Here is a 26,863-nt window from a genome sequence, read left to right on the forward strand (position 1 = left end):
GGATACGTGCAAGGTGAACCCAGTGTGCCCGGGCAACTATTCCGATACTTCGGCCCACTAACGGATTCTTGACCTACGCATGAAGATCTGACCTGGAGTCAGTGGCAGGCCGGGTTGCCCGGGCGGGGCTCACCGTGACGGACGGGAAGGTGTACGGAATCGGGCGGGACAAATGGCACGGCTCGTCGATCTCGGCCCTATCTGACATGGTGTCAGGAGCCTTCACAACTTCCGGGTGCTGGGCTATACAAGGGGTCGCCGGACTGGAACGCGTTCTAGAAGAGGCGGGTTCCAGGGCCCAGGAGTGACCTCGGTACGGCCGACGGTGCGGACGGCCGTACCGAGGTTTTCCACAGACGATCACCAGAAAAACCGACCGGAGACGATCACCAGAAAAACCGACCGGTCACGGGAACGACGACCGATCACGAGCGTTTGCCGGCGATCGCGAGCGACGGCAAGCGATGAATACGAGCGTTTGCCGGCGATCACGAGCGACGGCAAACGGCGACGATGACGACCGATTGCCGCGATCACGAGCGACCAGGAGCCTCATGCCCATTGACGCCGCCAAGGCCCTCGCCGCCGAGCCCCGGTCCGGAGAGATCGTCTGGGGTCACAAGGACGTCCAGCTCTACCACCTCGGCCTCGGCGCGGGCGCGAACCCCGACAAGGAGAGCCCCGCGACCGACCCGGACGAGTTGCGCTACACGCTGGAGTCCAGGTTGCACGTCCTGCCCAGCTTCGCCACCGTCGCGGGCGCGGGCCGTCCGGGCGTGACCGGCGGCCTCTCCATGCCCGGCGTCGAGGTCGACCTCGCCCGCGTCCTGCACGGCGGCCAGAGCCTGACGCTACACCGCCCGATCCCGGTCGAGGGCAGGGCGACGGCCACCTCGCGGATCGCCGCGGTGTACGACAAGGGCAAGGCCGCGATCCTCGTCATGCGCACCGAAGTCACCGACGCCGAGGGACCGTTGTGGACGAACGACGCCCAGATCTTCGTACGCGGCGAAGGCGGCTGGGGCGGCGACCGGGGCCCCTCCGCCCGCCTCGAAGCCCCGACCGGCCCATCGGACAAGGAAGTCGACCGCCCCGTCCGCGAGGACCAGGCACTGCTCTACCGGCTCTCCGGCGACTGGAACCCCCTGCATGCCGACCCCGAGTTCGCCAAGGTCGCCGGGTTCGAGCGGCCGATCCTGCACGGGCTGTGCACGTACGGGATGACGCTCAAGGCGGTCGTCGACACGGTGCTCGGCGGAGACGTGGCCCGCGTCCGCTCGTACACCGCCCGCTTCGCCGGTGTCGTCCACCCCGGCGAGACCCTGCGCATCCGGATGTGGCGGCGCCCCGGCGGGATCCAGGTGGCGGTGACCGTGGCGGAGCGGCACGACGCTCCGGTCCTCGCCGACACGATCGTGGAGCACGCCTGAATGTCGTACGTACCTCCGTGACGTCCTTTCCGACGTCCTTTCCGACGTCCTTTCCGAGGTCCGTCCCGATGTCCGTCCCGACGTCCTTCCTGAGGGGAGCCGCACCATGCGCGCAGCCGTACAGCACGAGATAGGCCAGGACAAGCTGGAAGTCCACGACGACATCGAGGCGGTGGGCTTCGGGCCCGGCAGGGTGCGGATCCGGGTACGGGCCACGGGGCTGTGCCACTCGGACCTGTCGGCGATGAGCGGCGTACTGCCGCAGCCCGCGCCGTTCGTGCCCGGGCACGAGGGCGCCGGTGAGGTCGTTGAGGTCGGCGAGGGCGTCACCGACGTCAAAGCCGGCGACCGGGTCGTCGTCTGCTGGCTGCCGGCCTGCGGTGTCTGCTCCGCCTGCAAGCGCGGCCAGACCGAACTGTGTCTGGCCGGATTCATGAACGCGGGCACCCCCAACTTCCGCCGCCCGGCCGGGGATGTGTTCGGCTTCGCCGGCACCGGCACCTTCGCCGAGGAGGTCGTCGTCGACGCCGGTTGCGCCGTGCCGATCCCCGACGACGTGCCCTTCGACATCGCCGCCCTCATCGGCTGCGGAGTCACCACCGGACTCGGGGCCGCCCTCAACACCGCTGACCTGGAGGCGGGTTCGTCGGTCGCCGTCATCGGCTGCGGCGGCGTCGGCATCTCCGCCATCCAGGGCGCGCGGCTCAAGGGCGCCGCCGAGATCGTCGCCGTCGATCCGGTCGCCTCCCGCCGCGAGGCCGCGCTGAGGTTCGGCGCCACCCAGGCCGTCTCCCCGGACGAACTCCCGGACGCCAAGCAGCGGGTCACCGCCGGCGAGGGCTTCGACTACGTCTTCGAGGTCGTCGGCCGCTCCGCCACCGCCCGCACCGCGTATGAGAACACCCGGCGCGGCGGCACCCTCGTCATCGTCGGCGCGGGCGCCATGGACGACTTCCTCCAGCTCAACATGTTCGAGCTGTTCTTCGACGAGAAGCGGATCCTGCCCTCGATGTACGGCGGCGGAGACGTCCTGCGTTCCTACGAGCGGACCGTCGCCCTGTGGCGCGCCGGCCGCATCGACCTGGCGGGCCTGATCACCCACCGGGTACCGCTCGCCGAGATCAACGAGGCGCTGGACCAGATGCGGACGGGCACGGCACTGCGCACGTGCATCGAGATCTGACCCCAAACACAGTTGAGGACCTTGATGTCACTGCCACTTGAGGGGCTGGCCGCGATCGTCACCGGCGCGGGGCGAGGACTCGGACGTGCGGAGTCGCTCGAACTCGGCCGTCTCGGCGCGGCCGTCGTCGTCAACGACTACGGCCGGCCCGGTCGGGACGGTTCCGGTGAGGCGTCGGCCGCCCCCGCCGAGGAGGTCGCCGCCGAGATCCGTGCCGAGGGCGGCCGGGCCGTCGCCCACACCGGTGATGTCGCCGACCATGAACAGGCCCGCGCCCTGGTCGAGTTGACGGTCGCAGAGTTCGGGAAGCTCGACATCCTGGTCAACAATGCGGGCATCCTGCGCGACCGGATGGTCTTCTCGATGACGGAGGACGAGTGGGACTCGGTCATCAGGGTGCACCTGAAAGGCCACTTCAACACCACCCACTTCGCCTCCGCGCACTGGCGGGCTCGGTCCAAGGCGGCGGACGGCCCGGTGTACGGGCGGATCGTGAACACCTCGTCGGAGGCGTTCCTCGCCGGCTCGGCGGGACAGCCCAACTACGCGTCGGCCAAAGGCGGAATCGTCGGGCTGACCACCTCCACGGCACTGGCTCTCGCGAAGTACGGCGTCACGGTGAACGCGATCTGCCCGCGCGCGCGGACCCGTATGACCCAGGACGTCTTCGCCGGATTCGCCGAGCCCGTGGACGGCCTGGATCCGCTCGCTCCCGAGCATGTCGCGCCGCTCGTCGGCTACTTGGCCTCGCCCGCCGCCGCGCACATCAACGGTCAGCTTCTCGTCGTGCACGGCGGCATGGTCGCGATCGTCGAACGCCCACGGGTGTCCGCCAAGTTCGACAGCAGACAGGAAACCTTCACCTACGACGAACTGGACGCACTGCTCAGTCCGCACTACGCCGAGCGGCCGACGGGGGAGACGTTCGCGGCGGCGGAGGTGCTGGGGCTCAGGCGCGGACAGCCGTCCTGACGCAGGCGGCCATCGGTCCACCAGCCCTCCCCGGACGCAGGCGGCCATTGGTCCACCAGCCCTCCCGGACGCAGGCGGCCATTGGTCCACTCTTACGGGAGGCCGCTCGCCCACGGAACGGCCCCGCTCGCTGTGCAGCGGGCGGGGCCGTGGTGTTGCCGGTTCTGACTGAGACTGAGACTGAGACTGCGACCGCAACTGCGACCGCGACCGCGACTGCGACTGCGACCGCAACTGCGCCTGCGATCTGTCGTCAGGCCGGGTTGCCCTGGTCGGACGGCTTGCGGTGGCGGCCCTGCGGGGTCGCGTCCGCGTCCCCGCCGGAGACCGGGCCGCGGTGCTTGCCGCGGCCCTCGGTCCGGGTGTCAGTGCTCGGGTTTTCCATGGTGCTGGTGTCGCTCATCTTGTGTTCACCCCGTAGACAAGATCCTTCTTGTGCCGGGGGATTCTAACCGGCGGTCAGGGCGGGGGTTTCGGCGGGTGCGCTTTCGGCGGGCGTGCTTTTTTCGCCCCCTCCGCCCCTGCCCTTCCCTTCCCTCGGGGCTGTGCCCCCAGACCCCCCTGAGGCCCGGACGGCCCCTGAGGCCCGGACGGCCTTGTCCTCCCCTGAGGCCCGGACGGTCTTGTCCTCAAGTGCCGGACGGGCTGACACCTTCCGTCCGTTCAGAGGCGCTTGTTGGAGCGGGATCGGGCGGGGGGCGGCGGTCCGCTCCGGGGGAGCCGGCGTGGTCCGCTCCGGGGGAGCCGGCGTGGTCTCCTCCTGCTCCGCCGCCGGCGCCCTCACCCTCGTCACCCCGTACGCCACCGCCCCCGTCGCGTACGGAAGTTGGAGCACCCCCTCGCTGTTCCACAGGCCCGCTCCCGTCAACCACCCCGCGGGCGCCGGGAGATGGCGGACCTGCCGTTCCGAGGGGCGCCACAGGCCCACCCAGGTGCCGGTCGGGCCGTCGATGCGCAGGGCGACCGCGCAGTTCTCCGGCATCAGCACCTGGCCGGGCTGGATCGCGAACGGAGTCAGCGCGCAGTCGGTCAGATGGAGGCTCTCCGGGAACCGGATCGGCAGGGTGCTGCCGAGGACACCCCAGCCGAGCCGGTCGTGGCCCGGCGACGGGGCGTCGGAGCGGATGAGGAGCAGTCCGCTGTCGGGGTCCGCGAGGAGCAGCCGGTCATTGCTGTTCTCGGCGATCTGCAGCAGCGGGGACACCTCGCCGCCGCGCTCCAGATCGACGACGACCGTCTTGGTGTGGCCGTCCTGCAAACGGTCCAGGGCCAGCAGGCGTCCCGTGCCGTCCAGCCACACCCCGCCCGAGCAGCGGCCCGGCACCTCCGCCAGATGCTCGGGCCCGAAGGCGCCGCCCGCTACCTGCCACACCGCCGTTGACCCCCGGCTCACGGCGAGGGCGTACGCGTGAGCCCCGTCCGGCGCGGGCGGCAGCAGCCGCAGCCGGGTCCCCTCGTCCGGACACTCCACCGCGCCCAGCGGCAGCTCACCGGTGCCGGGTCCGGTCGGATAGAGCAGCGAGAACACGTGCCGCCGGTCCGTCTCGCGGTGGATCAGCACCCGTCCGTCGGTCAGCGGCAGCACCTCGGTGCCGGGCTCCTCCGGCTGGTGGGACGGCAGCGGTACGGCGTACGGCTCGGGGCCGTCCAGAGTCCAGCGCTCCGGATACCAGGACTCGCCGTCGAGGGCGAGGCGTGCCGCGTATGTTCCGTCCGCGGTGATCACGCAGGCGGGGCGGGCGGCTAGCTCGTTCTCAGCCGCGTCGTTCCCGGGTTCGGTGGCACAGGCCGTCATCGTTCGGTCACCTCCGGCCACGAAGCTAGTTTTCGTACGCACGGGCGTGGGACCGGCGGGCGGACGCTTCACACATAAGGGTGGCTATGTCGAGATTCGCCTGAGGAAACGGGGGCGGATGTGCTGAACGGGACGGGCGTCGGGTGGCGGGGGCGGGGTGACCGCGGCGCGTCCGTCGCCGGGGGTCCCGGCGGAGTGAGCCCGCGGCCGGTGGGGGACCGGCTTGAGCCAGGTAGCCTTTCTTCGTGCCCCGTCTGTCTGAAGTCATCGCCGCGCTCGACGCCCTCTGGCCTCCGGAGCGGGCCGAGGGATGGGACGCGGTCGGCACCGTCTGCGGCGACCCCGACCAGGAGGTCACGCGCGTCCTGTTCGCCGTCGACCCCGTCCAGGACGTCGTCGACGAGGCGCTGAAGCTGGGCGCCGGCCTGCTGGTCACCCACCACCCGCTCTACCTTCGCGGTACGACGACGGTCGCGGCCGACACCTTCAAGGGCCGCGTGGTGCACACCCTGATCAAGCACGACATCGCGCTGCACGTCGCCCACACGAACGCCGACCGCGCCGATCCGGGAGTCTCGGACGCACTCGCCGGCGCGCTCGACCTCCGGGTCGTACGCCCCCTCGTGCCGGACCCGACCGACCCGGACGGTCGGCGGGGCCTCGGCCGCGTCTGTGAGCTGGACCACCCGCTGACCGTCCGCGAGTTCGCCGCGCGCGCCGCCGAGCGGCTGCCCGCCACCGCGCAGGGCATCCGCGTCGCGGGAGACCCCGAGGCGCTGGTGCGGACCGTCGCGGTCAGCGGCGGTTCCGGCGACAGCCTCTTCGACGACGTACGCGCCGCAGGTGTCGACGCCTTCCTCACCGCGGACCTGCGCCACCACCCGGTGAGCGAGGCCCGCGCCCACAGTCCTCTCGCGCTGCTCGACGCGGCGCACTGGGCCACCGAGTGGCCCTGGTGCGAGCTGGCCGCCGCCCAGCTCGACGAGATCTCCGACCGGAAGGGATGGGGACTCCGAGTCCACGTCTCCAAGACGGTCACCGACCCCTGGACCGCCCACGCGGCCTCGACCACCGATACATCAGGAGCCCCCAACTGAACGCCGCGCCCGCCGACCAGATCCGACTCCTCGACGTCCAGTCCCTCGACGCCCGCCTTCAGCAACTCGCGCACAAGCGCAGGTCACTGCCCGAGCACGCCGAGATCGAGTCGCTGAACAAGGACCTCATCCAGTTGCGCGACCTGCTCGTCGCCGCGCAGACCGAGGACAGTGACTGCGCCCGCGAGCAGACCAAGGCGGAGCAGGACGTCGACCAGGTGCGCCAGCGCGCCGTCCGCGACCAGAAGCGCCTTGACTCCGGCGCCGTGTCCTCGCCCAAGGACCTGGAGAACCTCCAGCGCGAGATCACCTCCCTCGCCAAGCGGCAGGGCGACCTGGAAGACGTCGTCCTGGAGATCATGGAGCGCCGCGAGTCCGCGCAGGAGAGGTCCGCCGAGCTGACCGAGCGGGTCGCCTCCGTCCAGTCGAAGATCGACGACGCGACCGCGCGCCGGGACGCCGCGTTCGAGTCGATCGACAGCGAGGCGGCCACGGCGACCAAGGAGCGCGAGGTCATCGCGGGCTCCGTCCCCGCCGACCTCCTCAAGCTCTACGACAAGCTGCGCCAGCAGCAGGGCGGCGTCGGTGCGGCCCGCCTCTTCCAGCGCCGCTGCGAGGGCTGCCGCCTGGAGCTCAACATCACCGAGGTCAACGAAGTGAAGGCCGCCTCCCCGGACACCGTGCTCCGCTGCGAGAACTGCCGCCGCATCCTGGTGCGCACGTCCGAGTCCGGACTGTAATTCCGTACGTCTGTAAGGAGCTTGTGCGGTGCGGGAGTTCATCGTCGAGGCCGACGGCGGTTCCCGGGGCAACCCGGGACCCGCGGGCTACGGCTCCGTAGTCCTCGACGCGACCACCGGGGAGACGCTCGCGGAGACCGCCGGGTACCTCGGCATCGCCACCAACAACGTCGCGGAGTACCGGGGGTTGATCGCCGGCCTCAAGGCGGCCCGCGAACTGGACCCCGCCGCCTCGGTCCGGGTCCGCATGGACTCCAAGCTCGTCGTCGAGCAGATGTCGGGCCGCTGGAAGATCAAACACCCTGACATGGTGCCCCTCGCGGCGGAGGCGGCACGGATCTTCCCGCCGTCCCAGGTGACGTACGAGTGGATCCCGCGCGAGCAGAACAAGCACGCCGACCGGCTCGCCAACGAGGCGATGGACGCGGGGAAGCGGGGCGAACGGTGGTCGCCGTCGACTTCGACGGCGGAGCTGGACGCGAGGTTGGGCGCGGCGCCTTCTGACGCGCCGGGTTCGGGAGCGCCCCGTCAGGGGCGCGGGGAACTGCGCGACCAGCCCCCGCCGGCCCGCACTGTGAAGACTGCCGGGGGCTCCGCGTCATCCGGTGGCGAAGCCGGTGAAATGCCGGGTTCGGGAGCGCCTGTTGAGGGGCGCGGGGAACTGCGCGACCAGCCCCCGACGGCCCGCACTGTGAAGACTCCCGGCGGCTCCCCGTCAACGGGCGGCGCAGCCGCCAAGGCGGAATCAGACGCGCGGGCCGCACGGAACGTGGCCGCCGCAACCCCCTCCGTCGGCTGGGGCGCACCCCCGGACCTCGGCGCCCCCGCCACCTTCGTCCTCCTTCGCCACGGCGAGACCCCCCTCACCCCCCAGAAGCGCTTCTCCGGCAGCGGCGGCACGGACCCGTCCCTGTCGGACGTGGGCCGGGAGCAGGCCGAGCGAGCCGCCACCGCGCTGGCCGCACGCGGCACGATCCAGGCCATCGTGGCATCCCCCCTCACCCGCACCCGCGAGACCGCGGCGGCGGTAGCCACCCGTCTCGGGCTCGACGTCGTCATCGAAGAAGGCCTGCGCGAGACGGACTTCGGGGCGTGGGAGGGCATGACGTTCGGCGAGGTACGGGAGCGCTACCCCGACGACCTGAACGCCTGGCTCGCCTCACCGGACGCCCAACCCACCGGCGGCGGCGAGAGTTTCGAGGCCACCGCCCGCCGAATCGCCCTCACCCGCGACAAACTCATCGCCGCGTACGCGGGCCGAACCGTCCTGCTCGTCACCCACGTCACCCCGATCAAGACCCTCGTACGTCTCGCGATCGGCGCCCCGCCGGAGTCCCTGTTCCGCATGGAGCTGTCGGCGGCCTCCCTCTCGGCGGTGGCGTACTACGCGGACGGCAACGCGAGCCTGCGCGTCTTCAACGACACGTCCCACCTCCGCTGAGAGAGGCTGTCGCCGGGGCCACGGCAAGCCCTCACTAGGGCCGCAGCGCCGCCGCCTCCCGTGCCAGGGACTCGATCCGCCCCCAGTCCCGCGCCGCGATCGCATCCTCGGGAAGCATCCAACTCCCGCCCACGCAGCCGACGTTGGGCAGGGCAAGGTACTCCGGTGCGGAGGCGGGACCGATACCGCCCGTAGGGCAGAACCGAGCCTGCGGCAGCGGCCCCGCCAGCGACTTGAGATACGCCGTACCGCCCGCCGCCTGCGCCGGGAAGAACTTCATGTCGCGCACCCCCCGCTCCAGCAGCGCCACGACCTCCGACGTCGTGGACACCCCCGGCAGGAACGGCACCCCGGACCCCTCCATGGCGGCCAGCAGTACGTCCGTCCAGCCGGGGCTGACGAGAAAGCGCGCCCCGGCGTCCACGGACTGAGCCACCTGGGCCGGCGAGAGCACGGTCCCCGCCCCCACCACCGCGTCCGGCACCTCCGCCGCCACCGCCCGGATCGCGTCGAGCGCCGCCGGTGTCCGCAGCGTCACCTCGATCACCGGCAGCCCGCCCGCGACCAGCGCCCGCGCGAGCGGCACGGCGTCGGCCGCGTCAGCGATCACGACGACGGGGACGACCGGCGCGAGGTCCAGCACGGAGGCATGCGGAGATGAGGGCAGCGGCGAAGTCATGCCGCTCATCCTGCCCGGGGTGCGCAGCATACGCAAAGGTCATTGCGCATGCTGCAACACATCGATGAACTGGGGTGAAGCGGGAACTCAACCGAACCGGGGAGTGAACTGGGACGAAGCAGGAGATCCACTGAACCGGGGTTAACCGGGGGTTCAGTGGATCTCCGTCACCACCACGTCCAGCCCCCACGACCTGCCCGCCCTGCCCGGCGCCTCGACCTCCACCGCGTACCCGAGATCCTGCAACGCCTCCACCAGCTCCGCCGGACCCTTGGGAGCCGCGCCCGCCGTGAGCAGACTGCGCACGATCTTTCCCTTGGTCGCCTTGTTGAAGTGGCTGACGACGGACCGCTTCTCGACGCCGTTCACGAGCTGCGAGTGCAGCACCCGTACGGTGGCCGTCCGCGCGGCGACCTCGCCCTTCGGCTTCCAGGCGGCCGCGTACGCGGAGGACCGCAGATCGAGGACGAGCCCGTCACCGGCCGCCTCGGGGAGCGCGGCGGCCATCGGCGTACGCCAGTACGCTCCCAGCGCTCCCAGGGCGGGCAGCTTCACACCCATCGAGCAGCGGTACGAGGGGATCCGGTCGGTCACCCGGACCGCGCCCCACAGCGCGGAGAAGACGAGGAGCGAACGACCCGCGCGGCGCTTGGCCGCCGGATCGAGCGAGGCCAGGTCCAGGGCGTCGTACAGCACCCCCGTGTAGATCTCCCCGGCCGGACGCGCACCCGCCGTCCGTAGCACGGTGTTCTTCGCGATCTCGCCGCGCAGACCCTCGCTCAGCCCGAGCACCTCACGGGCCTTCTCCTCGTCGCCGACGCACAGCTCGACCAACTCGTCGAGGACCGCCTGCCGCGCCTCGGTGAGCCCCGGCAGCGACAGCGACTCCAGCTTCAGCCCGGTTCCCCGGCCGGAGGGGGCCTTGCCTTCGGAGGGCGGCAGCAGCACGAGCACGGTGGTATCTCCCTACGGTGGATCTGGCCCGGGCAAGCCTAAGGGGTACGCGATGGCGCACCGGGTCGGTGCTCGTCGGCCAGGCCGCGCTCTTCTCGACGAGGCCCCGCTCTCGCTCGGACCGGCCCGCGCTCTCGTCGACGAGGCCCCCGCTCTCGGTCGGACCGGTCGCCCGGGGTCCCGTACCCGGCTCCCGTCCCGCGGCTCCGCCGCGTCCCAGCCGGACCGGCCGCCTGGGGTCCCGTACCCGGCTCCCGTCCCGCGGCTCCGCCGTGTTCCGGTCGCCCGGGGTGCCTGCCGTTGCGGGGCGGCCTACGCTCGACCCATGCCTCGCCGTCGCATCCGTGTCACCGGCGCAGCCGAGGCCCCCTTGCGGGCCGCCCTGCGCGCACTGCGTACCGAGCTCGACGTGCCCGAGAGCTTCGCGCCCGGCGTACTCGCGGAAGCCGCACGGGCCCCCCGCCTCCCCTCCCACGACGAGACGGACATCCCGCTCTTCACCATCGACCCGCCGACGTCCAGGGACCTCGACCAGGCGATGCACCTGTCACGCCGCCCGGGCGGCTTCCGCGTCCGGTACGCCATCGCCGACGTCGCCGCGTTCGTCGTGCCCGGCGGCGCCCTGGATGCCGAGGCCCACCGCCGCGTGACGACCCTGTACTTCCCGGACGAGAAGGTCCCGCTCCACCCGGCCGAGCTCTCCGAGGGCCCCGCCAGCCTGCTCCCTGACCAGACCTGCCCGGCCGTGCTGTGGACGCTCGACCTCGACGCGGACGGCCGCACCGAGACGACCGACGTACGCCGAGCCCTCGTACGCAGCCGCGCCAAGCTCGACTACGCGCACGTACAGAAGCAGATCGACGAAGGGACGGCCGAGGAGCCGCTCGCGCTGCTGAAGGACATCGGGTTACTGCGCGAGGGCCTCGAGGTGGAACGCGGAGGCATCTCGCTCAACGTGCCCGAGCAGGAGATCGTCGAGAAGGACGGGACGTACGAACTCGCCTACCGCGCCCCGCTCCCCGCCGACGGCTGGAACGCGCAGATCTCCCTGCTCACCGGGATGGCGGCGGCCGAACTCATGCTCGCCCACGGCACCGGCGTCCTGCGCACCCTCCCCGCCGCACCGGACGGCGCCGTCGGCCGGCTCCGCCGTACCGCCAAAGCCCTGCACATCGACTGGCCGCACCACGTCTCGTACGCGCAGCTCATCCGCTCCCTCGACCCCCACCAGCCGCACCACGCGGCCTTCCTCCAGGAGTGCACGACGCTGCTGCGCGGCGCGGGTTACACGGTCTTCCGCGACGGCGTGCTCCCCGAGGTCACCTCGCACGCCGCGGTCGCCGCGCCCTACGCCCACTGCACCGCCCCCCTACGCCGCCTCGCCGACCGCTACGCCTCCGAGATCTGCCTCGCTGCCGTCGCCGAACAGGCGCCCCCCCACTGGGTGTTGGCCGCCCTCGGCGAACTCCCCAAGGAGATGGCCGACGGCACCCGGCGCCAGGGCACCGTCGAGCGCGAGTGCGTCGACATCGTCGAGGCCGCGCTGCTCAAGGACCGGATCGGCGAGGTCTTCGACGGCTGCGTGGTGGACGTACAGGAACGTGAACCCACCGTCGGGACCGTGCAGTTGGAGTCCCCGGCGGTGTTCGCCCGGCTGGTGGGCGGGCCCGCGCCGCTGCCGCTGGGGGAACGCCTGCGGGTGCGACTCACACAGGCCGACCCGGGAACGGCGAAGGTACGGTTCGCGCCCGCGTGAGGCTCCGGACCAGTTCGTCGGGGTCGTCCGCGTGCAGACGTACGAGATGGACGGCCCTTTCCCGGCCCAGGAAGGTGAAGTGTCGTATGGGCACGGCGAGTTCGATGGTCACTTCGGTCTGCGCGCCCACGGGGAGATTCAGTTCGCCGTCGGCCGGCTCGTGAGTGAAGCGCACCTCACGGCGTACGGAGGTGATGTCCTCCAGCGGAATGCGCAGGTCGACATGGGCGCCGTTGCGTACCCGCAGGACGCTGGAGTCCAGCACGTGCGGACGGGTCACGCAGGCCGCGTACAGCCCGATCAGGAAGACCACCGTGTAGACGTCGAGGACGAGAACGGCCCGCTCCACGAGGGGCCAGTCACGCAGCAGCACGGACATGCCGACGGTCTCGACGACACACACGAACGCGAGCCCGAACATCATTGCGGCCTGCCCGCGCGCATACCCGAATCCGCGCCCCTCACCCACCCCGTGGGGTGGCCGCCGGGCCACCCACCGCCCGAGACTCGCGAGCAGCCGCAACTCGTGAGCGAGGAGCCGCCGCAGTAGTCGCAGGAGTCCGTACGTGGCTTTCATGGCGCACTCCTTTGCTGTGGTTGTTGGTGTTGCCGCGGCTGTTGCTGTTGCTTTTTCTGTCGCTCCCCGACCATCCGCATGGTGCGGCGCAGCGCCTCCGCCTGGGCCGGTGCGAAGTCGGCGTAGAAGGCGCGCAGGAAACTGCTGTCGTCGTCCACCTCGCCCCCGGGCAGCAGGGCGTCCGGCAGACAGTCGGCGATGGCCCGCGCGGCGTCCTCCACGCGCGGGTCGGCCGGATCCGCGTCCGCGAGGGCGTCGAGCAGGGCGTACACCTCGTGCGCCCGCTCCACCGCACCCGGCGCCGCGAACGCGCCGCGCAGCCCGGCCAGCAGTCGTTGCCGCTCCTCCGGGGATGCCGCGGTCTCGATGAGCGCCAGCATCTCGCGGTCCTTCGCGGCCATGGGCGACTCGGGTCCGCCGGCCATCTCCCGGAACAGCGAGGCCAGTTCAGGGGAGAGAGGCCCCTCGGCGGACACCCCGTCGCGCATCAGCGCAGCCAACCGCTCCCGCCGCTCCCGGATCGCCTCCTCCTGCCGCGCCAGATCCTCGTCCAGCTCCGCGAGCACCTCGGCAAGCTCACGCCCGGCGTCGTCCGCGAGTACGTCCCGCACCTCGGCGAGCCCGAGCCCCAGCTCGGTCAGCCGCCGGATCCGCGCGAGGACGACGGCGTGCCGCAGTCCGTATTCGCGGTACCCGTTGGGGCGCCGCTCGGGCTCGGGCAGCAGCCCGAGGTGGTGGTAATGCCGCACGGTCCGCGTAGTGACACCGACGGCCGAGGCGAGTTCTCCGATCCGCATGCCATCAGTAGAAACGTTGACGCTGCGGCAGGGTCAAGCGACGCCGCGCGCCGGGCGGGCGAGGCCTGACGAGGGTGGTGGTCCTGTGCCACGATCGAGGGAACAGTTCCCGATCTCATGGACGGGTGATCACTCGATGTCCCAGTCTGGCGAGCGACCGAAGGAGGGGCGTGACATGACTGCCATGGCACATGAGCCGCTCACGCAGGCGGAGGTCCTGCTGGAGGGCTTTCTGGCCCTGGAAACCCCGGAGGGTTTCCGGGCGGAACTGATCGAGGGGGAGATTGTCGTGACGCCGCCGCCGGACGGGGACCACGAGGACTACATCGAGCTGATCGTGAGCCAGGTGTACAGGCGCTCTCGGACCGACATGCAGTTCTCCGGGAACAAGGGCCTGAAACTGAAGAGCGGCGGCGCCTGCCCGAAGAACCACGCGATCCCGGACGGCACATTCGCCCCCAGGGAACTGCGTCTCTACCGGGGCGCCGACTCTTGGATGCCCTGTGACGGCGTAGCCATGGTCGTCGAGGTCACAGCCACCAAGCCGGGGGCTGACCGCGAGGCCAAGCGCCGCTGCTACGCCCGCGGCGGCATCCCGCTCTACCTGCTCGTCGATCGCGAGGCCTCCTCGGTGACCCTGTTCAGCGACCCGGAACGGGACGACTACCGGCAGCACTGCACGCTCCCCTTCGGCAAGCCGCTCACCCTCCCGGAACCGTTCGCGTTCGAACTGGACACGACGGACTTCCTCTGAGCGCCTCGCTCCTTCTCTGAGGCGGCGGGACGCAGGGAGACCACAGCCCGGTACCATGGTCGACACGGCAGACGAGCCGGGCGGACGGCCGCGTGGAGGTTCTTGTGGATCTCCCCGAGGAACGTCCGGGCTCCACAGGGCAGGGTGATGGCTAACGGCCACCCGGGGTGACCCGCGGGACAGTGCCACAGAAAACAGACCGCCGGGGACCTCGGTCCCCGGTAAGGGTGAAACGGTGGTGTAAGAGACCACCAGCGCCTGAGGCGACTCAGGCGGCTAGGTAAACCCCACCCGGAGCAAGGTCAAAAGGAGCGCCGCCGCAAGGCGCGCTCTGCGCGGACGTTCGAGGGCTGCCCGCCCGAGTCCGCGGGTAGACCGCACGAGGCCGGCGGCAACGCCGGCCCTAGATGGATGGCCGTCTCCCCGGCCGCCGCGAGGCGACCGGGCGACAGAACCCGGCGTACAGCCCGACTCGTCTCTCGCCGGGGGCCTGACCAGGGCTTACGTCCTGGTCAGGCCCCCGGGCCGTGCTTCTTCCAGTTCCCTGTTTTCCCTGGGATTCCCTGGGCTTCCCGCGCGAATGTGCACCCGTTGTGCACCGCTGCGCCCGCCCGCCCACATGATCAGCCGCGCCCCGCCGTGATCTTTCCGGCGGGGTGTTCCGGCGTGCCCGGAAACGAATGAAGCCCCCAGGTCGTCGCCGTGTACCGGCCACCTGGGGGCTCCAGCCCCGCCACTCAGAGACCTACGGTGCGCGTCCCCTCGGTCGGCAAACTTCCGGGATGCGTACCGCCCAACGTCACTGAGGCGGTTCAAGCAGTGCCCAGTCTTGCACATTCCCCGGACCCTCAGCAGGTCCACCGGCCAGATGCGCCGGGAAGCCCAGGGAACCCCGGGGAAGCCCAGGGAACAGCCTGCGGCCCCCGTCTGCCCCGCCCCCGCCTGGCGTACGCGGCTGCCGCCGAGCCGCCGGAGCCGGGGCGGCTGCCGGTCCTCGGCCGTCACATGCGGCGTGTCCTGCGGTCGGCGGTCGTGTGGGCCACCGAGCAGGGACCAGCGCGGGGCTGTTCGCACCCGGCGCTGGTCGTCCTGGTGGTCCTGCTGGCTAAGGCCAATTGGGAGCGCCGAGGCATTGCCCGCACGTCCGTGCCGGGGCTGGCCGACTGGCTGGGCGTCTCGGTCAGCGCGGTGAACAAGGCGCTGGCCGAGCTGCGCCAGGCCGGGGCGGTGGAGACGCGGGAGCGACGCAACGAGGAGGGGGAAGTGGTCGGCCTGGAGGCCCGGGTGCTGGTGCCGGACTGGACCGCCGGTCATCCGCTGGCGGTCCTGGGCAAGCCGGAGTTGGCCACCCTGCTGCGCACCTGCGAAGCACTGTTCGGCCCCGGGTGGGCGCCCGCCGACGGACCCGAGACCCCGCCGGGGCTGCTGGCCGACTGCACCGGCCGGGGCGCGGCCACGCTGCGCCTGGCGCTGCTCCGGATCTCCCTGGACACCCGCGCGGACGGCCGCCTGCGCCTGGCCGGAGGCCGCGCCCCCGCCGACCGTGGCCGCGCCGCCCTGACGGTGGGCCGCCTGATCGGCCGGACCCCCAGCACCGGCGCCCGCGTCCTGGACAAGCTCCTGGCGCTCGGCCTGCTGACCAAGACCCAGACGACCGCCACCACCGGCATGGGCAGCCACACGGTGGTGCGGTTCCCGGCCGCCGCCACGGCCCCCGAAGCCACCGGCCGCCTGGCCCCCGTCGAGACCGCCGACCCCGAGATTCCGGGCCGCGCAGGAACGACAGTCAGTGAAAACACCCCCGGCGGCGACACTGCGCCCCAGGTGGGCGGGGTGCCGATGGCTGAGAAGCCCGAGATTCCGGGCCGCGCAGCAACGACAGACCTACACGCAGTACACGCTTCTGGGGTTACTGCTGGTGGTTCTCCCAAGGTTGACTCTGGTTCTTCGTCCGCCTCCGGCGGACACTCCGCCGCAGGCGTTGGGGAACCCACGACGGAGGGTTCCGCGCAGACGCGCGAGGGGGAGACCCCGCTGACCGACGCCGGGCGACCGGCCGCCGTGGACGCACCGGGCGGCGCGCTGCGCGCGGAGGAGAACAACCCCTCGAACTCCCCCGTGAACCGCAGGCAGTTCCCCAAGGCCGTGACCGAGGCCCTGGCGCCCGTGTGCCAGGTCGTGGAGGCCATCGACAGCCCCGGCCGCCGCTGGGAGGCCGGGCGCGCGGTCCGCACCGTGCTGCGCACCCGCATGGCCCCCCAGGCGCTGGCCAACCACCTGGCCGCCCGGTTCGCGGGCATGACGCTGACCGACCGGGAGGCCGGGCGCGGGTACATCCGCGACCCCTTCCGGTGGCTGGTCTCCCAGCTCCCGCAGGTGACCGTGTGCGGGTCCTGCGGCTGCACGGTGCCCGGCGCCCCGACCAGCACCAGCCGGGTGTGCACCCTGTGCACCGAGCGGCGGGCCGCGCTCGCGGCCGAGGAGCACGAGGTGGACCCGGCCGAAGCGTGCGCCCGGCTGCTGGCCACCTGGGAAGCCCAAGGCAAGGCCAGCGAGACGACCACGGAGACGGACACGGGCGCCCCGTGGGTGCAGGAGCGGGCCGCCGCAGTCCGTGCCCGGATGATTGCCGCCCGCCAGGAGGGCGAGGAGCGCACCGCCGCCGAGGCCGCCGCCTTGGTCCGCGCCCGCGCCGACAAGCGGGCTCGCCGCCAGCAGCTCAGGGCGAGCGCGTGACCGCGCCGGGCGCCGTGCAGGGCGTGGAGCCGGGCGGGGACTGGCCGGGGCTGGGCTGGCGGTGGGCCGCCGCGTGCCGGTACGAGGACCCCGAGCTGTGGTTCGCGGACGCCGCCGACCGCGACACGAACCAGCGGGCAGCCCGGGTCTGCGCCATGTGCCCCGTGGCGGACCGCTGCCTGGCCTGGGCGCTGGCCTCCCGTCAGCCCTACGGCATGTGGGGCGGGGTCCGGGCCGGGAGCCGGGAGTGGCAGCGCCGGGGTGGACGGCCGACCTACTACCTGTCCCGCAACAACGGCCAGGAGCGTGCGTCATGACGGGGCGCCAGGTCTCCCCCGAGACCGCCGCGGCGGCTCCGCTCGGTAACGGCCGGCGGAGCGGAGCGGAGCCGAACCCGCCCGAGCCCGGGGACGCGGAGGCCCCCGCCGGGGGCATACGGCAGGGGCCTGGACGGAGCGGCGGACGTTCGGGGTTCAGGTGCTGCGGGAGCGGCGGCGGCTGCGCACGGTCGGCTCCCGCAGCGGGGGCACCCCGGCCTCCCGGGCGATCTTCGCCACGTAGTTGCGATCCCAGGGCACATGCGCGTCCACCTCCTTCGGGCGCAGCCTGCGGTCCCGTAGGTGCCGGATGGCCGCCTCGGACAGCTTCTCCCGGGCTTTCTCCAGGGCGTCCATGGCGGCGGCGTACTCGGTGGAGAGCTGGTCCAGCTCGTCCATGGCGGCCTGCTGCTCGGGCGTCGGTTCCTCGGCGGTCATGCGCACATCGTGCCAGCGGTTGCATCCGCCCCATGCATACGCCGTCTGCCTGAACAGGCGCGGCCCCTCTTGCGGACTCTTTGATGACTGTGTTTGCATAACGTACATGCAATCACGGATTGCATAACGGGAGAAGCCTTCCCCCGAAACGCAGAACGGCCCCCAACCTGCGCCGTCAACGCTGGTCAGGGGCCTAACCCGCAAGCCTCAACTTCACTGAGGAGCGAGCCATGGCACACCCTACGGGGCACGCGCCGTCTCCGGGAAACGGAGACACCCACCTGGTCACCGCCGACACCGGAGACCACATCCTGACCGCCTGCGGCCTGTGGTCCGACGACCCGGCCCTGTCCTCCACCAGCGACCGCGCGGCGGTCACCTGCACCGAGTGCTCCGAGCTGGCCGACACCGTGGCCATGGCCGGGGGTGCCCGGTGAGCGACACCAAGAGCACCCGCCTGACGGCCGCCGCCCGCCGGTCCCGCAAGGCCGTGACCACCGTGGCCACCACCGACCAGGGCCGCGCCGCCTGCACGGGCAGCCGCGACCTGTTCGACCGCGTGGAGCTGGCGGACGGCCGCACCTCCTACCGCGACCGTCTGACCGCCGCCGACATCTGCAAGGGCTGCCCCCTGTCCACCACCTGCGGTTTCCGCATCGTGGCCTCCGGCCGCCGGGCGGGTGGTCGGTGATGGCGCTCTCCCTGCCCGGATGGCTCGGCGGAGGCGATGACTCCGGCCTGGCCTCCACCACCTACAGCGGACAGGAGTCCGCCAGCGACAAGGCCGCGCGCAAGGCCCGGGAGAAGTCCGTGCAGCGCGCCCGCGCCTCCAAGCGCAGCGCCACCGCCACCGACCGCAAGGGCTGGGAGGCCGTGGACGCCGGGCGGCGCGTGGAGCGCGACCGCGAGGCCGGGCGCGGCTCCTCCTGGCGCGACCGGCGGAAGGGGATCTGATGACCCGCCAGCCCCGCACCTGGGAGCGCCGGATGGCCTCCGCCCACCAGGCCGCCGCCGGAGCCGACCAGGCCGCCCGTACCCGCGCCGACCTTGACCGCGATATCCGCGCCCGCGCCTCCGAGGCCGCGCGTGCCCAGCTCGACGCCAACGGCGCCGGGCAGAACGGAGACCCGCAGTGACCGCCCTGTTCCCCGTGTCCGCTCCGGCCGCCTATGCGGCCGGGGCGGGCGCCCTCCTGCTGCTCCTCCTGGTGGTGCTGGTGGCCGTCCGGCGCCGCAGGCACACCGCCGCGCCGGTCACCGAGGAGCAGCAGCGACAGACCCGCATCGACCGCGCCCGCTCCCGGGCCAACGGCGTCACGTACGTCATCGCCTCCATCGCCACCGCCGCCTCCCTGGTCGGCATGTGGCCGGTCACCCGAGCCGCCGTCATCGCGGCGGGCATCCCCGAGGCCCTGACCACCCCGGTGGCCCTGACCGTGCTGGGGCTGCTGGAAGGCACCATCGTGGTGTGCGGCATCCGCGCCCGCGCCAACGTCCTGGAGTCCGGGGACACCGGCGTGGACGGCCTGGGCCTGTGGGTCGCGGTCGGTGCCTCGTCCCTGATCTCCGCCACGGAGGCCGCCGTGGCAGCCCCGGCCGGTACCCCCGCCGGGGAGACGTTCGTGACCGTCCTGGTGCGCCTGGCCGCCCCCGTGGTGGCGGGCTGGCTCTGGGAGCGCGGCCTGGCCCCCGAACGCCGCGCCGCCAGGGGAGAGACCCGCCTGGGCATCGTGGCCACCTACATCAAGCGCCTGCGCACCAACCTGCTGTCCTGGGCCGGGGACGCCGACGCCGACGAGATCAGCCGCCGCCGTGCCGCCGCCCGCGCCTCCCGCCTGTCGGAGAAGCTGCGCGGCGCCGACGAGAACGCCCTGACCCGCCGTCAGCGCTGGACCCTGCGGCGCCTGCGCAAGGCCCTGCGCACCTCCCGCGCCGCCCACAACGCTGGTGACCGCCGGTACCTGCTCGCGGACATCGCGGCCTCCCGCCACGCCCTGGACCTGGCGCACGTGGCCACCCCGTCCCCGTGGGAGCCCGCCGAGGCCACCCGCGCGGAGCGGCACGTGGTGGACACCGCGCGCACCATGCCCTCCGCCACTGACGCCATAAGGCGTCGCCTGGCCGAGTCGTACCCCGGTGAGCCGCTGCCCGCCCTGCCGTCCGGCGGTGTCCTGTTCGCGGACGTGCAGCCCCTCACCGAGGAGGTGGAGCACGCCCGGTCGGTCGATGAGCACTTCGCGGACGCCGCCCAGGTCATCACCGGCACCACCGAACGGGCCGCCACCCCCAGCGACCAGAGCGGCGAACCGGACCCGGCCGACGACGCCGAGGAGCCGCCCCGGGGCCTGGCCGCCGTGCTGGCCGAGCGCGGCCAGACCGTGGCCGCCGCGCAGGCCGCCCGCCCGGCCCAGCGGGTCACCGTCAAGGTGCCCGAGCAGGCCGACACGACGGGCGAGGCACCGGCCGAACAAGCCGACTACACAGGCCGTGACCAGCAGACGGCAAACACCCAGGCCAGCACCGAACGGGCCGAGAGCGACGACACGGCCCGTACGACGGGCGCGGCGGACCCCCTGGCCGAGGCCAACCGCTCCCGCGCCGAGGCCGCCCGCCAGGCCCGCGCCGAGCTGGCCGACGCCTGGCGCCAGGCCCACACCGCCGAACCCGAGCTGACCAAAGAGGACTTCGCCGCCCGGCACGGCACCACCGCCAACCGGCTGCGCACCGCGCTGCGCGAGACCACCCCCGAAGTGCCCGAAGGCCAGATGACCGTGGACGACCTGGCCGACCAGCACTGACCGCCCGACCACCGTTCGACGCGCGGCGGCCTCCCACGCCGCCGCGCCCCTCAAGGAGAGCCGTCCGTCATGGACTTGCTGCACCGCCTTACCTGGGCGTGTCTGCACTGGTGGCCACGCCGCCGTGCTCGCGCCGCCACCACCGAATGCGTGGTGATACTGCCCACCCGGGCCAACCTCTCCCAACCGCCCACCGACAGCGCGGAGCCGTCCCGCTCCGCAGCGGAGCAGGCCGGCGGCCTGGACCAGGACGAGCAGGACGCCCACGCCCAGCTCCTGGCCCTGCTCGGTGAGCCCACCGGGGGGTGCCCCGCGTGAGCAACACCGACAGCCAGCCGCAGCTCCCGGCCGACACCTCGCCGCCCCCGGACTACGCGCCCGACGTGCACACCCGCACCCGCGTGCTGCGCCGGGACTGGTGGCGCACGCCGTCCGACCCGCCGGAGCACGGCCGTGAACTCCCCGAGCCGGACACGGACGGCCAGGACGCCGCACCCGAGGGGGAGGAGGCGCCGGAGGCCCCGTCTCGCCTGGGCAAGCTGCGGGACCTGGTGGCCAAGGGCGTCACCGCCGGGAGCGCCGCTGACGACGAGGACCGCCCGGCCGACCAGGACGACGCGGAGGACGAGGAGGACGGCCCGCAGGAGGAGGCGGAACCGCCGTCACGGCTCGCGCGCCTGCGCCGCGCCCTCTCCAAGGACGACACGGACGAGACCGCCGCCGACGAGGACGCCCAGGCGGACGGAGAGCCGGACGCCGAGGAGAGGGAGCGGCCCACCGCACCCCGGACCAGCCCGGCCCGGAACGTCCCCCGGCCGCGTCAGCAGCCGTCCCGCGAAGCCCTGTTCGACTGGTGGGCGCGACGCGACGCGCGCCAGCGGTTCGTCCTGACCAACGGCGCAGCGGCAGCCTGCGGCGCCTACGGCCCCGGGCTCCTGAGCTACCGCTGGGACCTGGGCCTGCCGCAACTGGTCCTCTCCTGGATGCACGACGCCGCCACCTCCAGCACCAGCTCCTCCACGCCGCTGGTCCTCGGCGGCCTGGCCGTCGTGGGCGCCGCTGTCGGCGGCGGCATGGCGGCCGGGATCGTCCTGCGCTTCGTCCAGGCCGTCCCCACGCTCTGCCGGATCACTCACTGGTGCCTGGTCCGGGTCCCCGTCGCCTCCGCCGTCATCGCCGTCTGCCTCTACACCTCATAGGGAACTTTCCATGTCACACACCACCGCCGTCACCCTGGCCGCCGGAGACCTGTCCCAAGCGGTCGGCCCCATCTCTGCCACCGGCCTGGCCCTGCTGACCGGGACCATGCTGGTCCTGGGCGTCGTCGGCAAGGGGAAGAAGAAGCTGGCTTCCGGACCCGCGCAGCTCGTGGGCATGTTGACCGAGCTGGCGTTCCTGCGCTCCGGCGCCCCGTTCCACGACATCGGCACCGCCTTTCAGTCCATCCCCCAGGGCATCGCGGAGACCCCGGGGCTCGGCGCCCCGGGCCTGGGGGCGGTGTGCCTGCTGCTGATCGTGCTGTCCCTGTTCGCGCGCATCGTGCCCGTCTCCGGGGCGCTGCTGGGGCTCATGCTCGGCGGCGCGTTCGACGCGGCCGACGGGTCGATCTGGCACGCCATCGTGTCCATCCTGACCATCCCGTTCGGCCTGCTGGGGGCATGACCCATGGGCGTGTGGCGGGAAGTTGGCGCGGTGTTCGCCGGAGTGGGCCAGGTGCCGGGCATGTTGTGGCGCTCCACCCGGGTGATGACCGCCGCCCTGTCGTCGTGGCTCCACGCGGAGCGGCGGCGACAGAAGGCGGCGGCCAAGAAGGGCAAGGACGGCCAGCAGGCCGAGGAGAGCGGCGGTGAGCTGTCCGCCCGACTGCTCGCCCTGTGCGTCCTCGGGTACGTCCTGGTGTACCTGACCAGCGGGCGCTCCTGGCTGTGGTGCGTGTACGGCGGGGTGTGGTTCCTCGGGTGCGTGGTGCTGGCCGCGCGCCGGGGGGACCTGCCCGCCGAGCGCCAGGCGCAGGAGGCCGACGACGAGGACGCCCAGGGCGCCGGGCGCTGGCGGCGCTTCCTGGCCCGGTGGTCCACGGCCGAGGAGGGGGAGCCGGACGAGGACGACACCCTCGAAAACGATCATGAAACGTCGGGGGAGGAGGGCGAGGACGAGCCCGGCCCCGGCGACCTGGAGACCGAGCGCGCCCGCCGGGTCGCCCTGATCTGGGAACGGGTGGAGCACGCCGTGGCCGCCGCCTGGTACCAGGCAGCAGCCCGGGGTGTCCGCACGGTGGATCTCCTCGCGGAATTCCAGTCCGGGGGAGCACTGGATGACTGGGACGAAAAGCGGTTCCGGGACATGCTCCGCAGCATCGGAATTCCGGTCCGCGACCAGATGTATTTCAAGGTCGACGGGGAGAAGAAAAACCAGCCCGGGGTCCACCTGGAAGACCTCTCCAATTCCCTCGGCAGAGCACCCCGATTGCCCGCCCATTTGGTGCCGGATCTGACCCCCACTCAACCCCTCTCGCCCACCCTCTCTCTGGTCAAGAACCACCCCCCGGACGAGGGGCGGGCGGGGGTGGCCTGACCGGCTGCGCGCAGGGGAGCGGCACCGCCCGCTCCCCTCCCCCGCCCCGGGACACCCCCCGTCCCCCTACCAGCTACCTCCTACCTACCAGACCTACCAGGACAAAGCGGGCGCCTGCTGCTCGGGGTGACCACCCCACGGCTACCGTCACCCCCGGGAACTCGACAGCTCACCGGGGAGGGCCGGATGGCCTGGCGCTACGAATGCGACGACTGCGACCACCGCACCACGTGGACCGAACGCGCCGACGCAGAAACCGCCCGCTTCCAGCACCACGACAACGCACACAACGGAGGCGCACCCGCCCGGGAGCGTTTCACCTCCAACAATGCGGAACGAGTCGCCAGCAATCCCCGGCAACTCCTCTTCGTCGGCGTGCTGTTCGCCCTGGCATTTCTCTACTGGGTCTGGGACACCATCACCTGAAATCGGAGAAACGAGTGCCCCGCACCAGCCCGAACCCGGACACCTACGTACTGACCACCTGGCCGGACGACCCCACCCACCGGGAAGTCCGCGCCCTGGCCTCCCACCTCGCGCACCGGCTCCCCGAGCCTGCCGACCACGACAGCGACCAGGCCCGGGAGCTGCTGGCCGAACTCCGCGCCGCCCTGGACCGGATGACCGGCACCAAGACCCCGGCCGTCTCCGACGCCGAGGCCGCCGCCACCCACCTGGAGCTGCTGCGCTCCACCCAGTACGCCCACCCGCTCGGGGACCGGGCCAACGCCCTGGTGCGCACCGCCCGCCAGGCCGAGCGCGGCGGCTGCCGTCACGGCGGCCCCGACGCCTGCGACTCGCCCACCCTGCGCCTCCGCGTCGTCGTCTACGACCCCTGGTGCGACGAGCACGACCCCGCGTGTCCCTGGCACGCCGCCCAGGACGCCCTCCGCTGGGACCACGGCCGCACCGTGGAGGTGGTGCTGGTCGGCCCCCGCGCCGCGTGCGAGGCCGCCCAAGGCCACCTGCGCGGGCAGTTGAGCCCGCTGCCCCGCTGGACCGCCACCATGCCGGGAGCCGACGCATGAACACCTGGACCCCCAGCACCCTGGTGCGCACCGATGACCCGTACGACCGCGCCCGCGCCTCGGACGGCCACTCCCGGCTGGCCGCCTACCTGGACCAGCACCTGGACCGCTTCCACGAGTACGACGAGCCGGACACCCCACTGTCGGCGGAGGAGTTCGCCATGGCCGTGTGGGACGTGGCCACCGCGCCCGTGATGAGCCCCGGCTACGTCCGCACCCGCCCCGACCTCGGCCACGTCCGCCTGGCGCCCGCAGACGACGGTCCGGGCCTCGTCGCCCGCGTCGGCGTCCTGCTGCACCACAGCGCCCTGAAGTCCCGACTGCCCTTTGCCTGGCGGGACTGGGAGCCGTACCGCTACCACCTCGAACATGACGAGCGGTACGACGGGCTGGCCGCGCCCGACAGCGACCGCCCGGCCGTGCTCATCACGGCCGAGGTGTCCGCCCCGCTGGCCGGTCGGCTGTACACGCCGATGGACACGCGCGGCCGGGGCCTGGTCGAGGACGCGAAGCAGGCCGTCCGCCTGCTGGTGGAGCAGATCAACGCGCACGCCGGGCCGATGGTCGCCACGGTGCAGGGCGAGGCGGTGAGCGCCCGGTGACCCGCCCCCAGCCCCGGCGGCGCGGCCAGACCCCCGCGCGCCAGCCCGCCCCCGCACCCCAGGGCGATACGGGCGGCCCGGTGGAGGTACGGCTGATCGGGCATGACGCCACGGTTCGCCGCCTGGTGGCCGCGCTCCAGGACGCCGCCGGTACGGCCGCCGGTCCCGTCCGCTACCGGCCCTGCCGCGACGGGGACGGCATCCGGGCCTACCTCACCGTGGCCGTGCCACCGGACCCGAGCTGACCCCGAGCCGCCGCAGCGCCCCGCCATCCGGACCACCCGGGGGCGGGGCGCCGCCGTCTGGTCCAAGGGGAACCGCGGCGGCTACACAGTGGAGCCGCCGGCCTTCCGCTCCGTAGCCATCCGCTCGATACGCTGGACCAGGAAGCACCTGGCTAGTGCTGGGGCCGTCCCGTTCTCGGACAGGGCGGCCCTTCCCATCTCCGGTCAGTGGCGGCGCTGGTGGCGTCGCAGCACCGCAGGACCCACGCCCAGCTCCGCCGCCGCGTCGGCCGTCACGAGCGCCAGGCGCTCCTCCTCGCACCTGCGCGCCGTCTCCTGGGCCGTGGCCGTGGTGGTCTCCGCCGCGATCCGCGCGGCCTCCTCGGTCGCCGCCAGCTCCACGGCCGCGCGCACCTCCTCCCGGGCGGCGGCCAGCTCCTGGCGCAGCTCCCCGGTGTCGGCCTCGTACCGCCGCGCCCAGCCCTCCAGTTCCTCGGCCAGGCTCCGGCGTTCCTCCTCGGCGGTCTGCGTGCACCGCTGTTCCACGTCCTGGCGCAGCGCGGCGGCCTCCTCGGTTGCCCGGCGCAGCGCCTCCCGGTCCACGGCCAGCACGCGCTCCCGCTCCCGTAGGCGTCCCTGGGCGGCCTCCAGCTCCCTTTGTAGGCGGCCCACTTCGCGCTCCGCCGTCTCCGCCCTGGTGCGGTACTCCCCGGCCTCCTGGATCACCTGCGTCATCTCGGCGGCCGAGGGTACGGCGAGCAGGGGCCGCCGGTTCACCGCCGCGCCCCGGCCATCCGCGTCATGTCACTGACCAGGCCGACCAGTTCCCCGTCCCCGGCCGCGCGGTCGTGCCGTTCGCGCTCCAGGCCGTCCTCCAGGCGCCGGATGCGTTCGGCGGCTCGGGTGGCTGCGACGCGCTGTGCGGCGTCCTGGCGCGTCCTGGTGGCCTCCAGGCGGGCCGCTGCGTCGTCGGCGTCCCGGCGGGCCAGGTAGGCGTCCACGGTCCGCTGGCGGGCCTCCTCGTCCGTGTCCCGGCCTGTGTACGCGCGGATGACCCGGCGGGCCTCCTCGCGCTCTTGCTCGCTGCCCAGGTGCGCCCACGGTCCGCTCCAGCCGGGGCCGCTGCGGTAGCCCTCGTGGTCGGCCGCCGGGTGCCAGCCGGTTAGCCGGACCATGCCCGCCCGGGGCTTGTCGCCCTCGTGCCCGTACGCCGCCCAGCAGTGGAACGCCGCCACCTGCTCCCGGTAGTTGGTGATGCCGAACAGCAGGTCAGCGCGGCGCGCGGCCCGTTCCACCGTGGCGCACGGCCCACACACCGGCAGGGACGGGAACCCGGCCTCGGTCCACCCGACGACCGGGGCCGCGTCGGCGGCGTGCTGCCGCTCGTGCGCGGCCACCAGCTCGGCGGTGGTCGGATCGCGGCGGGCCTCCACCAGGCGGCCCCAACCGTCCCCGCGCTCCACCGGCTTTGCCAGCGGCTGCGGCTGGTCGCGCACGGTGCCGCACACCCGGCACGGCAGCCCGGAGGGATGGGGTACGCCCAGGGACTGCCGGAGCCGGTCCACCCGCAGCCGGGCGGCGGCGACCTGCGCGGAGGCGGCAGCACCCGCCAGGTGGGACCAGGGCGGGCGCGGGTGGTCGGTCGGGCGGGCGTTGGTGCCGTCCAGGTAGTACACGGTGGCCAGCCGGACGAGCCGGGCCACCTCCTCCACTCCGGCCTGCTCCACGGCCGACGCTGCCCGATGGCCTGCGTGCTGGCGTACGGCGGCCAGCAGCGCCCGGCCGCGCGTGCTGACCGTGGAGCACTGGGCGCAGATCCGCCACCGCAGGAACGCCGGGCCGTGGCCGGGGCGGATGCGGTCGCCGGTGTGGGCCGGACCGCCGCAGCCGCCGCACGCCACCGCGTGGGCCGGAAGCGGGTCGGTCTGTCCGGTGCGGGCCTGGTTCCTCATAACCATCAGTCTGACACTGT

The 26,863-nt window shown here is 72.9% G+C and carries 33 protein-coding genes and 1 other RNA gene; 24 read left to right on the forward strand and 10 right to left on the reverse strand.

All coding sequences use genetic code 11. The annotated features are described in order from the left end of the window. Positions 1 to 360: 360 nt before the first annotated feature. The gene (locus ACFYPC_RS09390; protein ID WP_388673020.1) at positions 361 to 537 is read right to left on the reverse strand and encodes a hypothetical protein; all 177 of its coding nucleotides are present in this window, start codon (positions 535 to 537) and stop codon (positions 361 to 363) included. Between the two features lie 17 nt (positions 538 to 554). Between ACFYPC_RS09390 and ACFYPC_RS09395 the strand changes: the two genes are divergently transcribed. The 3 genes from ACFYPC_RS09395 to ACFYPC_RS09405 all read left to right on the forward strand — a co-directional run bounded on the left by ACFYPC_RS09395 (position 555) and on the right by ACFYPC_RS09405 (position 3,585). Beyond that, positions 555 to 1,430: a MaoC/PaaZ C-terminal domain-containing protein gene (locus ACFYPC_RS09395; RefSeq protein ID WP_388673022.1), complete on the forward strand. Its 876-nt coding sequence runs from the start codon at positions 555 to 557 to the stop codon at positions 1,428 to 1,430. A 106-nt stretch (positions 1,431 to 1,536) separates the two neighbouring features. Next, entirely contained in the window at positions 1,537 to 2,613 is a 1,077-nt protein-coding gene (locus ACFYPC_RS09400; RefSeq protein ID WP_388673024.1) for a Zn-dependent alcohol dehydrogenase, read from the forward strand. A 24-nt stretch (positions 2,614 to 2,637) separates the two neighbouring features. Beyond that, positions 2,638 to 3,585, forward strand: a complete 948-nt coding sequence (locus tag ACFYPC_RS09405; protein ID WP_388673026.1) for a 3-oxoacyl-ACP reductase — start codon at positions 2,638 to 2,640, stop codon at positions 3,583 to 3,585. A 253-nt stretch (positions 3,586 to 3,838) separates the two neighbouring features. Here the strand turns inward: ACFYPC_RS09405 and ACFYPC_RS09410 are convergent, their stop codons facing one another. After that, positions 3,839 to 3,988 (reverse strand): hypothetical protein, encoded by a 150-nt coding sequence (locus ACFYPC_RS09410; protein WP_388673028.1) that lies wholly within the window; start codon positions 3,986 to 3,988, stop codon positions 3,839 to 3,841. Between the two features lie 45 nt (positions 3,989 to 4,033). Further along, positions 4,034 to 5,380, reverse strand: a complete 1,347-nt coding sequence (locus ACFYPC_RS09415) for a hypothetical protein (RefSeq protein ID WP_388673030.1) — start codon at positions 5,378 to 5,380, stop codon at positions 4,034 to 4,036. A gap of 245 nt (positions 5,381 to 5,625) precedes the next feature. Between ACFYPC_RS09415 and ACFYPC_RS09420 the strand changes: the two genes are divergently transcribed. Genes ACFYPC_RS09420 through ACFYPC_RS09430 form a run of 3 tightly spaced genes read left to right on the forward strand, consistent with a single transcriptional unit; the run spans position 5,626 to position 8,658 of the window. Then, positions 5,626 to 6,477 (forward strand): Nif3-like dinuclear metal center hexameric protein, encoded by an 852-nt coding sequence (locus ACFYPC_RS09420; RefSeq protein ID WP_388673032.1) that lies wholly within the window; start codon positions 5,626 to 5,628, stop codon positions 6,475 to 6,477. Then, entirely contained in the window at positions 6,474 to 7,217 is a 744-nt protein-coding gene (locus ACFYPC_RS09425; protein WP_388673408.1) for a zinc ribbon domain-containing protein, read from the forward strand. Before ACFYPC_RS09420 ends, ACFYPC_RS09425 begins: the two co-directional genes overlap by 4 nt. A gap of 28 nt (positions 7,218 to 7,245) precedes the next feature. After that, positions 7,246 to 8,658: a bifunctional RNase H/acid phosphatase gene (locus ACFYPC_RS09430; protein ID WP_388673034.1), complete on the forward strand. Its 1,413-nt coding sequence runs from the start codon at positions 7,246 to 7,248 to the stop codon at positions 8,656 to 8,658. Between the two features lie 34 nt (positions 8,659 to 8,692). Here ACFYPC_RS09430 and eda read toward each other — a convergent pair whose 3' ends face one another. Beyond that, entirely contained in the window at positions 8,693 to 9,337 is a 645-nt protein-coding gene (gene eda / locus ACFYPC_RS09435; protein WP_388673036.1) for a bifunctional 4-hydroxy-2-oxoglutarate aldolase/2-dehydro-3-deoxy-phosphogluconate aldolase, read from the reverse strand. A gap of 153 nt (positions 9,338 to 9,490) precedes the next feature. Then, a complete protein-coding gene (gene yaaA / locus ACFYPC_RS09440) occupies positions 9,491 to 10,291 on the reverse strand; it encodes a peroxide stress protein YaaA (protein ID WP_388673038.1) in 801 nt (266 codons plus the stop codon). 325 nt (positions 10,292 to 10,616) lie between these two features. Between yaaA and ACFYPC_RS09445 the strand changes: the two genes are divergently transcribed. After that, entirely contained in the window at positions 10,617 to 12,047 is a 1,431-nt protein-coding gene (locus ACFYPC_RS09445) for an RNB domain-containing ribonuclease (protein WP_388673040.1), read from the forward strand. Here ACFYPC_RS09445 and ACFYPC_RS09450 read toward each other — a convergent pair. Next, on the reverse strand, positions 11,998 to 12,624 hold the full coding sequence (locus ACFYPC_RS09450) for a hypothetical protein (protein WP_388673042.1): 627 nt from the start codon (positions 12,622 to 12,624) through the stop codon (positions 11,998 to 12,000). The genes ACFYPC_RS09445 and ACFYPC_RS09450 overlap by 50 nt on opposite strands. After that, a complete protein-coding gene (locus ACFYPC_RS09455) occupies positions 12,621 to 13,421 on the reverse strand; it encodes a MerR family transcriptional regulator (protein WP_388673044.1) in 801 nt (266 codons plus the stop codon). Before ACFYPC_RS09455 ends, ACFYPC_RS09450 begins: the two co-directional genes overlap by 4 nt. A gap of 184 nt (positions 13,422 to 13,605) precedes the next feature. Between ACFYPC_RS09455 and ACFYPC_RS09460 the strand changes: the two genes are divergently transcribed. The 4 genes from ACFYPC_RS09460 to ACFYPC_RS09475 all read left to right on the forward strand — a co-directional run bounded on the left by ACFYPC_RS09460 (position 13,606) and on the right by ACFYPC_RS09475 (position 17,228). Continuing rightward, positions 13,606 to 14,175, forward strand: coding sequence for a Uma2 family endonuclease (locus ACFYPC_RS09460; protein WP_388673410.1), 570 nt, complete (start codon positions 13,606 to 13,608; stop codon positions 14,173 to 14,175). Between the two features lie 72 nt (positions 14,176 to 14,247). Then, positions 14,248 to 14,654: RNase P RNA component class A (gene rnpB, locus ACFYPC_RS09465), an RNA gene on the forward strand. A gap of 526 nt (positions 14,655 to 15,180) precedes the next feature. Beyond that, positions 15,181 to 16,911 carry a hypothetical protein gene (locus ACFYPC_RS09470; RefSeq protein ID WP_388673046.1) on the forward strand — a complete coding sequence of 577 codons (1,731 nt, stop codon included), beginning with the start codon at positions 15,181 to 15,183 and terminating at the stop codon, positions 16,909 to 16,911. Beyond that, complete coding sequence (locus ACFYPC_RS09475; RefSeq protein WP_388673048.1) at positions 16,908 to 17,228, forward strand: WhiB family transcriptional regulator; 321 nt, start codon at positions 16,908 to 16,910, stop codon at positions 17,226 to 17,228. Before ACFYPC_RS09470 ends, ACFYPC_RS09475 begins: the two co-directional genes overlap by 4 nt. A gap of 156 nt (positions 17,229 to 17,384) precedes the next feature. On the opposite strand, the gene ACFYPC_RS09480 is transcribed toward ACFYPC_RS09475, so the two are convergent. Further along, entirely contained in the window at positions 17,385 to 17,666 is a 282-nt protein-coding gene (locus ACFYPC_RS09480; protein WP_388673050.1) for a hypothetical protein, read from the reverse strand. 230 nt (positions 17,667 to 17,896) lie between these two features. On the opposite strand from ACFYPC_RS09480, the gene ACFYPC_RS09485 reads away from it, so the two are divergent. The 13 genes from ACFYPC_RS09485 (at position 17,897) to ACFYPC_RS09545 (ending at position 24,912) form a co-directional block, all read left to right on the forward strand. After that, positions 17,897 to 18,103: a hypothetical protein gene (locus ACFYPC_RS09485; RefSeq protein WP_388673052.1), complete on the forward strand. Its 207-nt coding sequence runs from the start codon at positions 17,897 to 17,899 to the stop codon at positions 18,101 to 18,103. Then, on the forward strand, positions 18,100 to 18,357 hold the full coding sequence (locus tag ACFYPC_RS09490; protein WP_388673054.1) for a hypothetical protein: 258 nt from the start codon (positions 18,100 to 18,102) through the stop codon (positions 18,355 to 18,357). The genes ACFYPC_RS09485 and ACFYPC_RS09490 overlap by 4 nt, the downstream gene beginning before the upstream one ends. Next, positions 18,357 to 18,620 carry a hypothetical protein gene (locus tag ACFYPC_RS09495; protein WP_388673056.1) on the forward strand — a complete coding sequence of 88 codons (264 nt, stop codon included), beginning with the start codon at positions 18,357 to 18,359 and terminating at the stop codon, positions 18,618 to 18,620. The genes ACFYPC_RS09490 and ACFYPC_RS09495 overlap by 1 nt, the downstream gene beginning before the upstream one ends. Further along, positions 18,620 to 18,802, forward strand: a complete 183-nt coding sequence (locus ACFYPC_RS09500; protein WP_388673058.1) for a hypothetical protein — start codon at positions 18,620 to 18,622, stop codon at positions 18,800 to 18,802. The genes ACFYPC_RS09495 and ACFYPC_RS09500 overlap by 1 nt, the downstream gene beginning before the upstream one ends. Beyond that, positions 18,799 to 20,463, forward strand: a complete 1,665-nt coding sequence (locus tag ACFYPC_RS09505; RefSeq protein WP_388673060.1) for a hypothetical protein — start codon at positions 18,799 to 18,801, stop codon at positions 20,461 to 20,463. Before ACFYPC_RS09500 ends, ACFYPC_RS09505 begins: the two co-directional genes overlap by 4 nt. Before the next feature lie 69 nt (positions 20,464 to 20,532). Beyond that, the gene (locus tag ACFYPC_RS09510) at positions 20,533 to 20,781 is read left to right on the forward strand and encodes a hypothetical protein (protein ID WP_388673062.1); all 249 of its coding nucleotides are present in this window, start codon (positions 20,533 to 20,535) and stop codon (positions 20,779 to 20,781) included. Further along, complete coding sequence (locus ACFYPC_RS09515; protein WP_388673064.1) at positions 20,778 to 21,662, forward strand: hypothetical protein; 885 nt, start codon at positions 20,778 to 20,780, stop codon at positions 21,660 to 21,662. The genes ACFYPC_RS09510 and ACFYPC_RS09515 overlap by 4 nt, the downstream gene beginning before the upstream one ends. 10 nt (positions 21,663 to 21,672) lie before the next feature. Further along, complete coding sequence (locus ACFYPC_RS09520; RefSeq protein WP_388673066.1) at positions 21,673 to 22,125, forward strand: hypothetical protein; 453 nt, start codon at positions 21,673 to 21,675, stop codon at positions 22,123 to 22,125. Between the two features lie 30 nt (positions 22,126 to 22,155). After that, positions 22,156 to 23,037 (forward strand): hypothetical protein, encoded by an 882-nt coding sequence (locus ACFYPC_RS09525; protein ID WP_388673068.1) that lies wholly within the window; start codon positions 22,156 to 22,158, stop codon positions 23,035 to 23,037. A gap of 186 nt (positions 23,038 to 23,223) precedes the next feature. Further along, on the forward strand, positions 23,224 to 23,463 hold the full coding sequence (locus tag ACFYPC_RS09530; RefSeq protein WP_388673070.1) for a hypothetical protein: 240 nt from the start codon (positions 23,224 to 23,226) through the stop codon (positions 23,461 to 23,463). A gap of 14 nt (positions 23,464 to 23,477) precedes the next feature. Then, complete coding sequence (locus ACFYPC_RS09535) at positions 23,478 to 24,065, forward strand: hypothetical protein (RefSeq protein WP_388673072.1); 588 nt, start codon at positions 23,478 to 23,480, stop codon at positions 24,063 to 24,065. Next, positions 24,062 to 24,667: a hypothetical protein gene (locus ACFYPC_RS09540; RefSeq protein ID WP_388673074.1), complete on the forward strand. Its 606-nt coding sequence runs from the start codon at positions 24,062 to 24,064 to the stop codon at positions 24,665 to 24,667. The genes ACFYPC_RS09535 and ACFYPC_RS09540 overlap by 4 nt, the downstream gene beginning before the upstream one ends. Continuing rightward, positions 24,664 to 24,912 carry a hypothetical protein gene (locus ACFYPC_RS09545; RefSeq protein WP_388673076.1) on the forward strand — a complete coding sequence of 83 codons (249 nt, stop codon included), beginning with the start codon at positions 24,664 to 24,666 and terminating at the stop codon, positions 24,910 to 24,912. Before ACFYPC_RS09540 ends, ACFYPC_RS09545 begins: the two co-directional genes overlap by 4 nt. 204 nt (positions 24,913 to 25,116) lie before the next feature. Here ACFYPC_RS09545 and ACFYPC_RS09550 read toward each other — a convergent pair whose 3' ends face one another. Together ACFYPC_RS09550 and ACFYPC_RS09555 are read right to left on the reverse strand one after the other, a co-directional pair. Then, complete coding sequence (locus ACFYPC_RS09550) at positions 25,117 to 25,668, reverse strand: hypothetical protein (RefSeq protein ID WP_388673078.1); 552 nt, start codon at positions 25,666 to 25,668, stop codon at positions 25,117 to 25,119. Next, complete coding sequence (locus tag ACFYPC_RS09555) at positions 25,665 to 26,843, reverse strand: hypothetical protein (RefSeq protein ID WP_388673080.1); 1,179 nt, start codon at positions 26,841 to 26,843, stop codon at positions 25,665 to 25,667. Before ACFYPC_RS09555 ends, ACFYPC_RS09550 begins: the two co-directional genes overlap by 4 nt. Positions 26,844 to 26,863 lie beyond the last annotated feature (20 nt).

The organism is Streptomyces sp. NPDC005808 (assembly GCF_042871385.1).
In the GTDB taxonomy this organism is placed as follows: domain Bacteria; phylum Actinomycetota; class Actinomycetes; order Streptomycetales; family Streptomycetaceae; genus Streptomyces.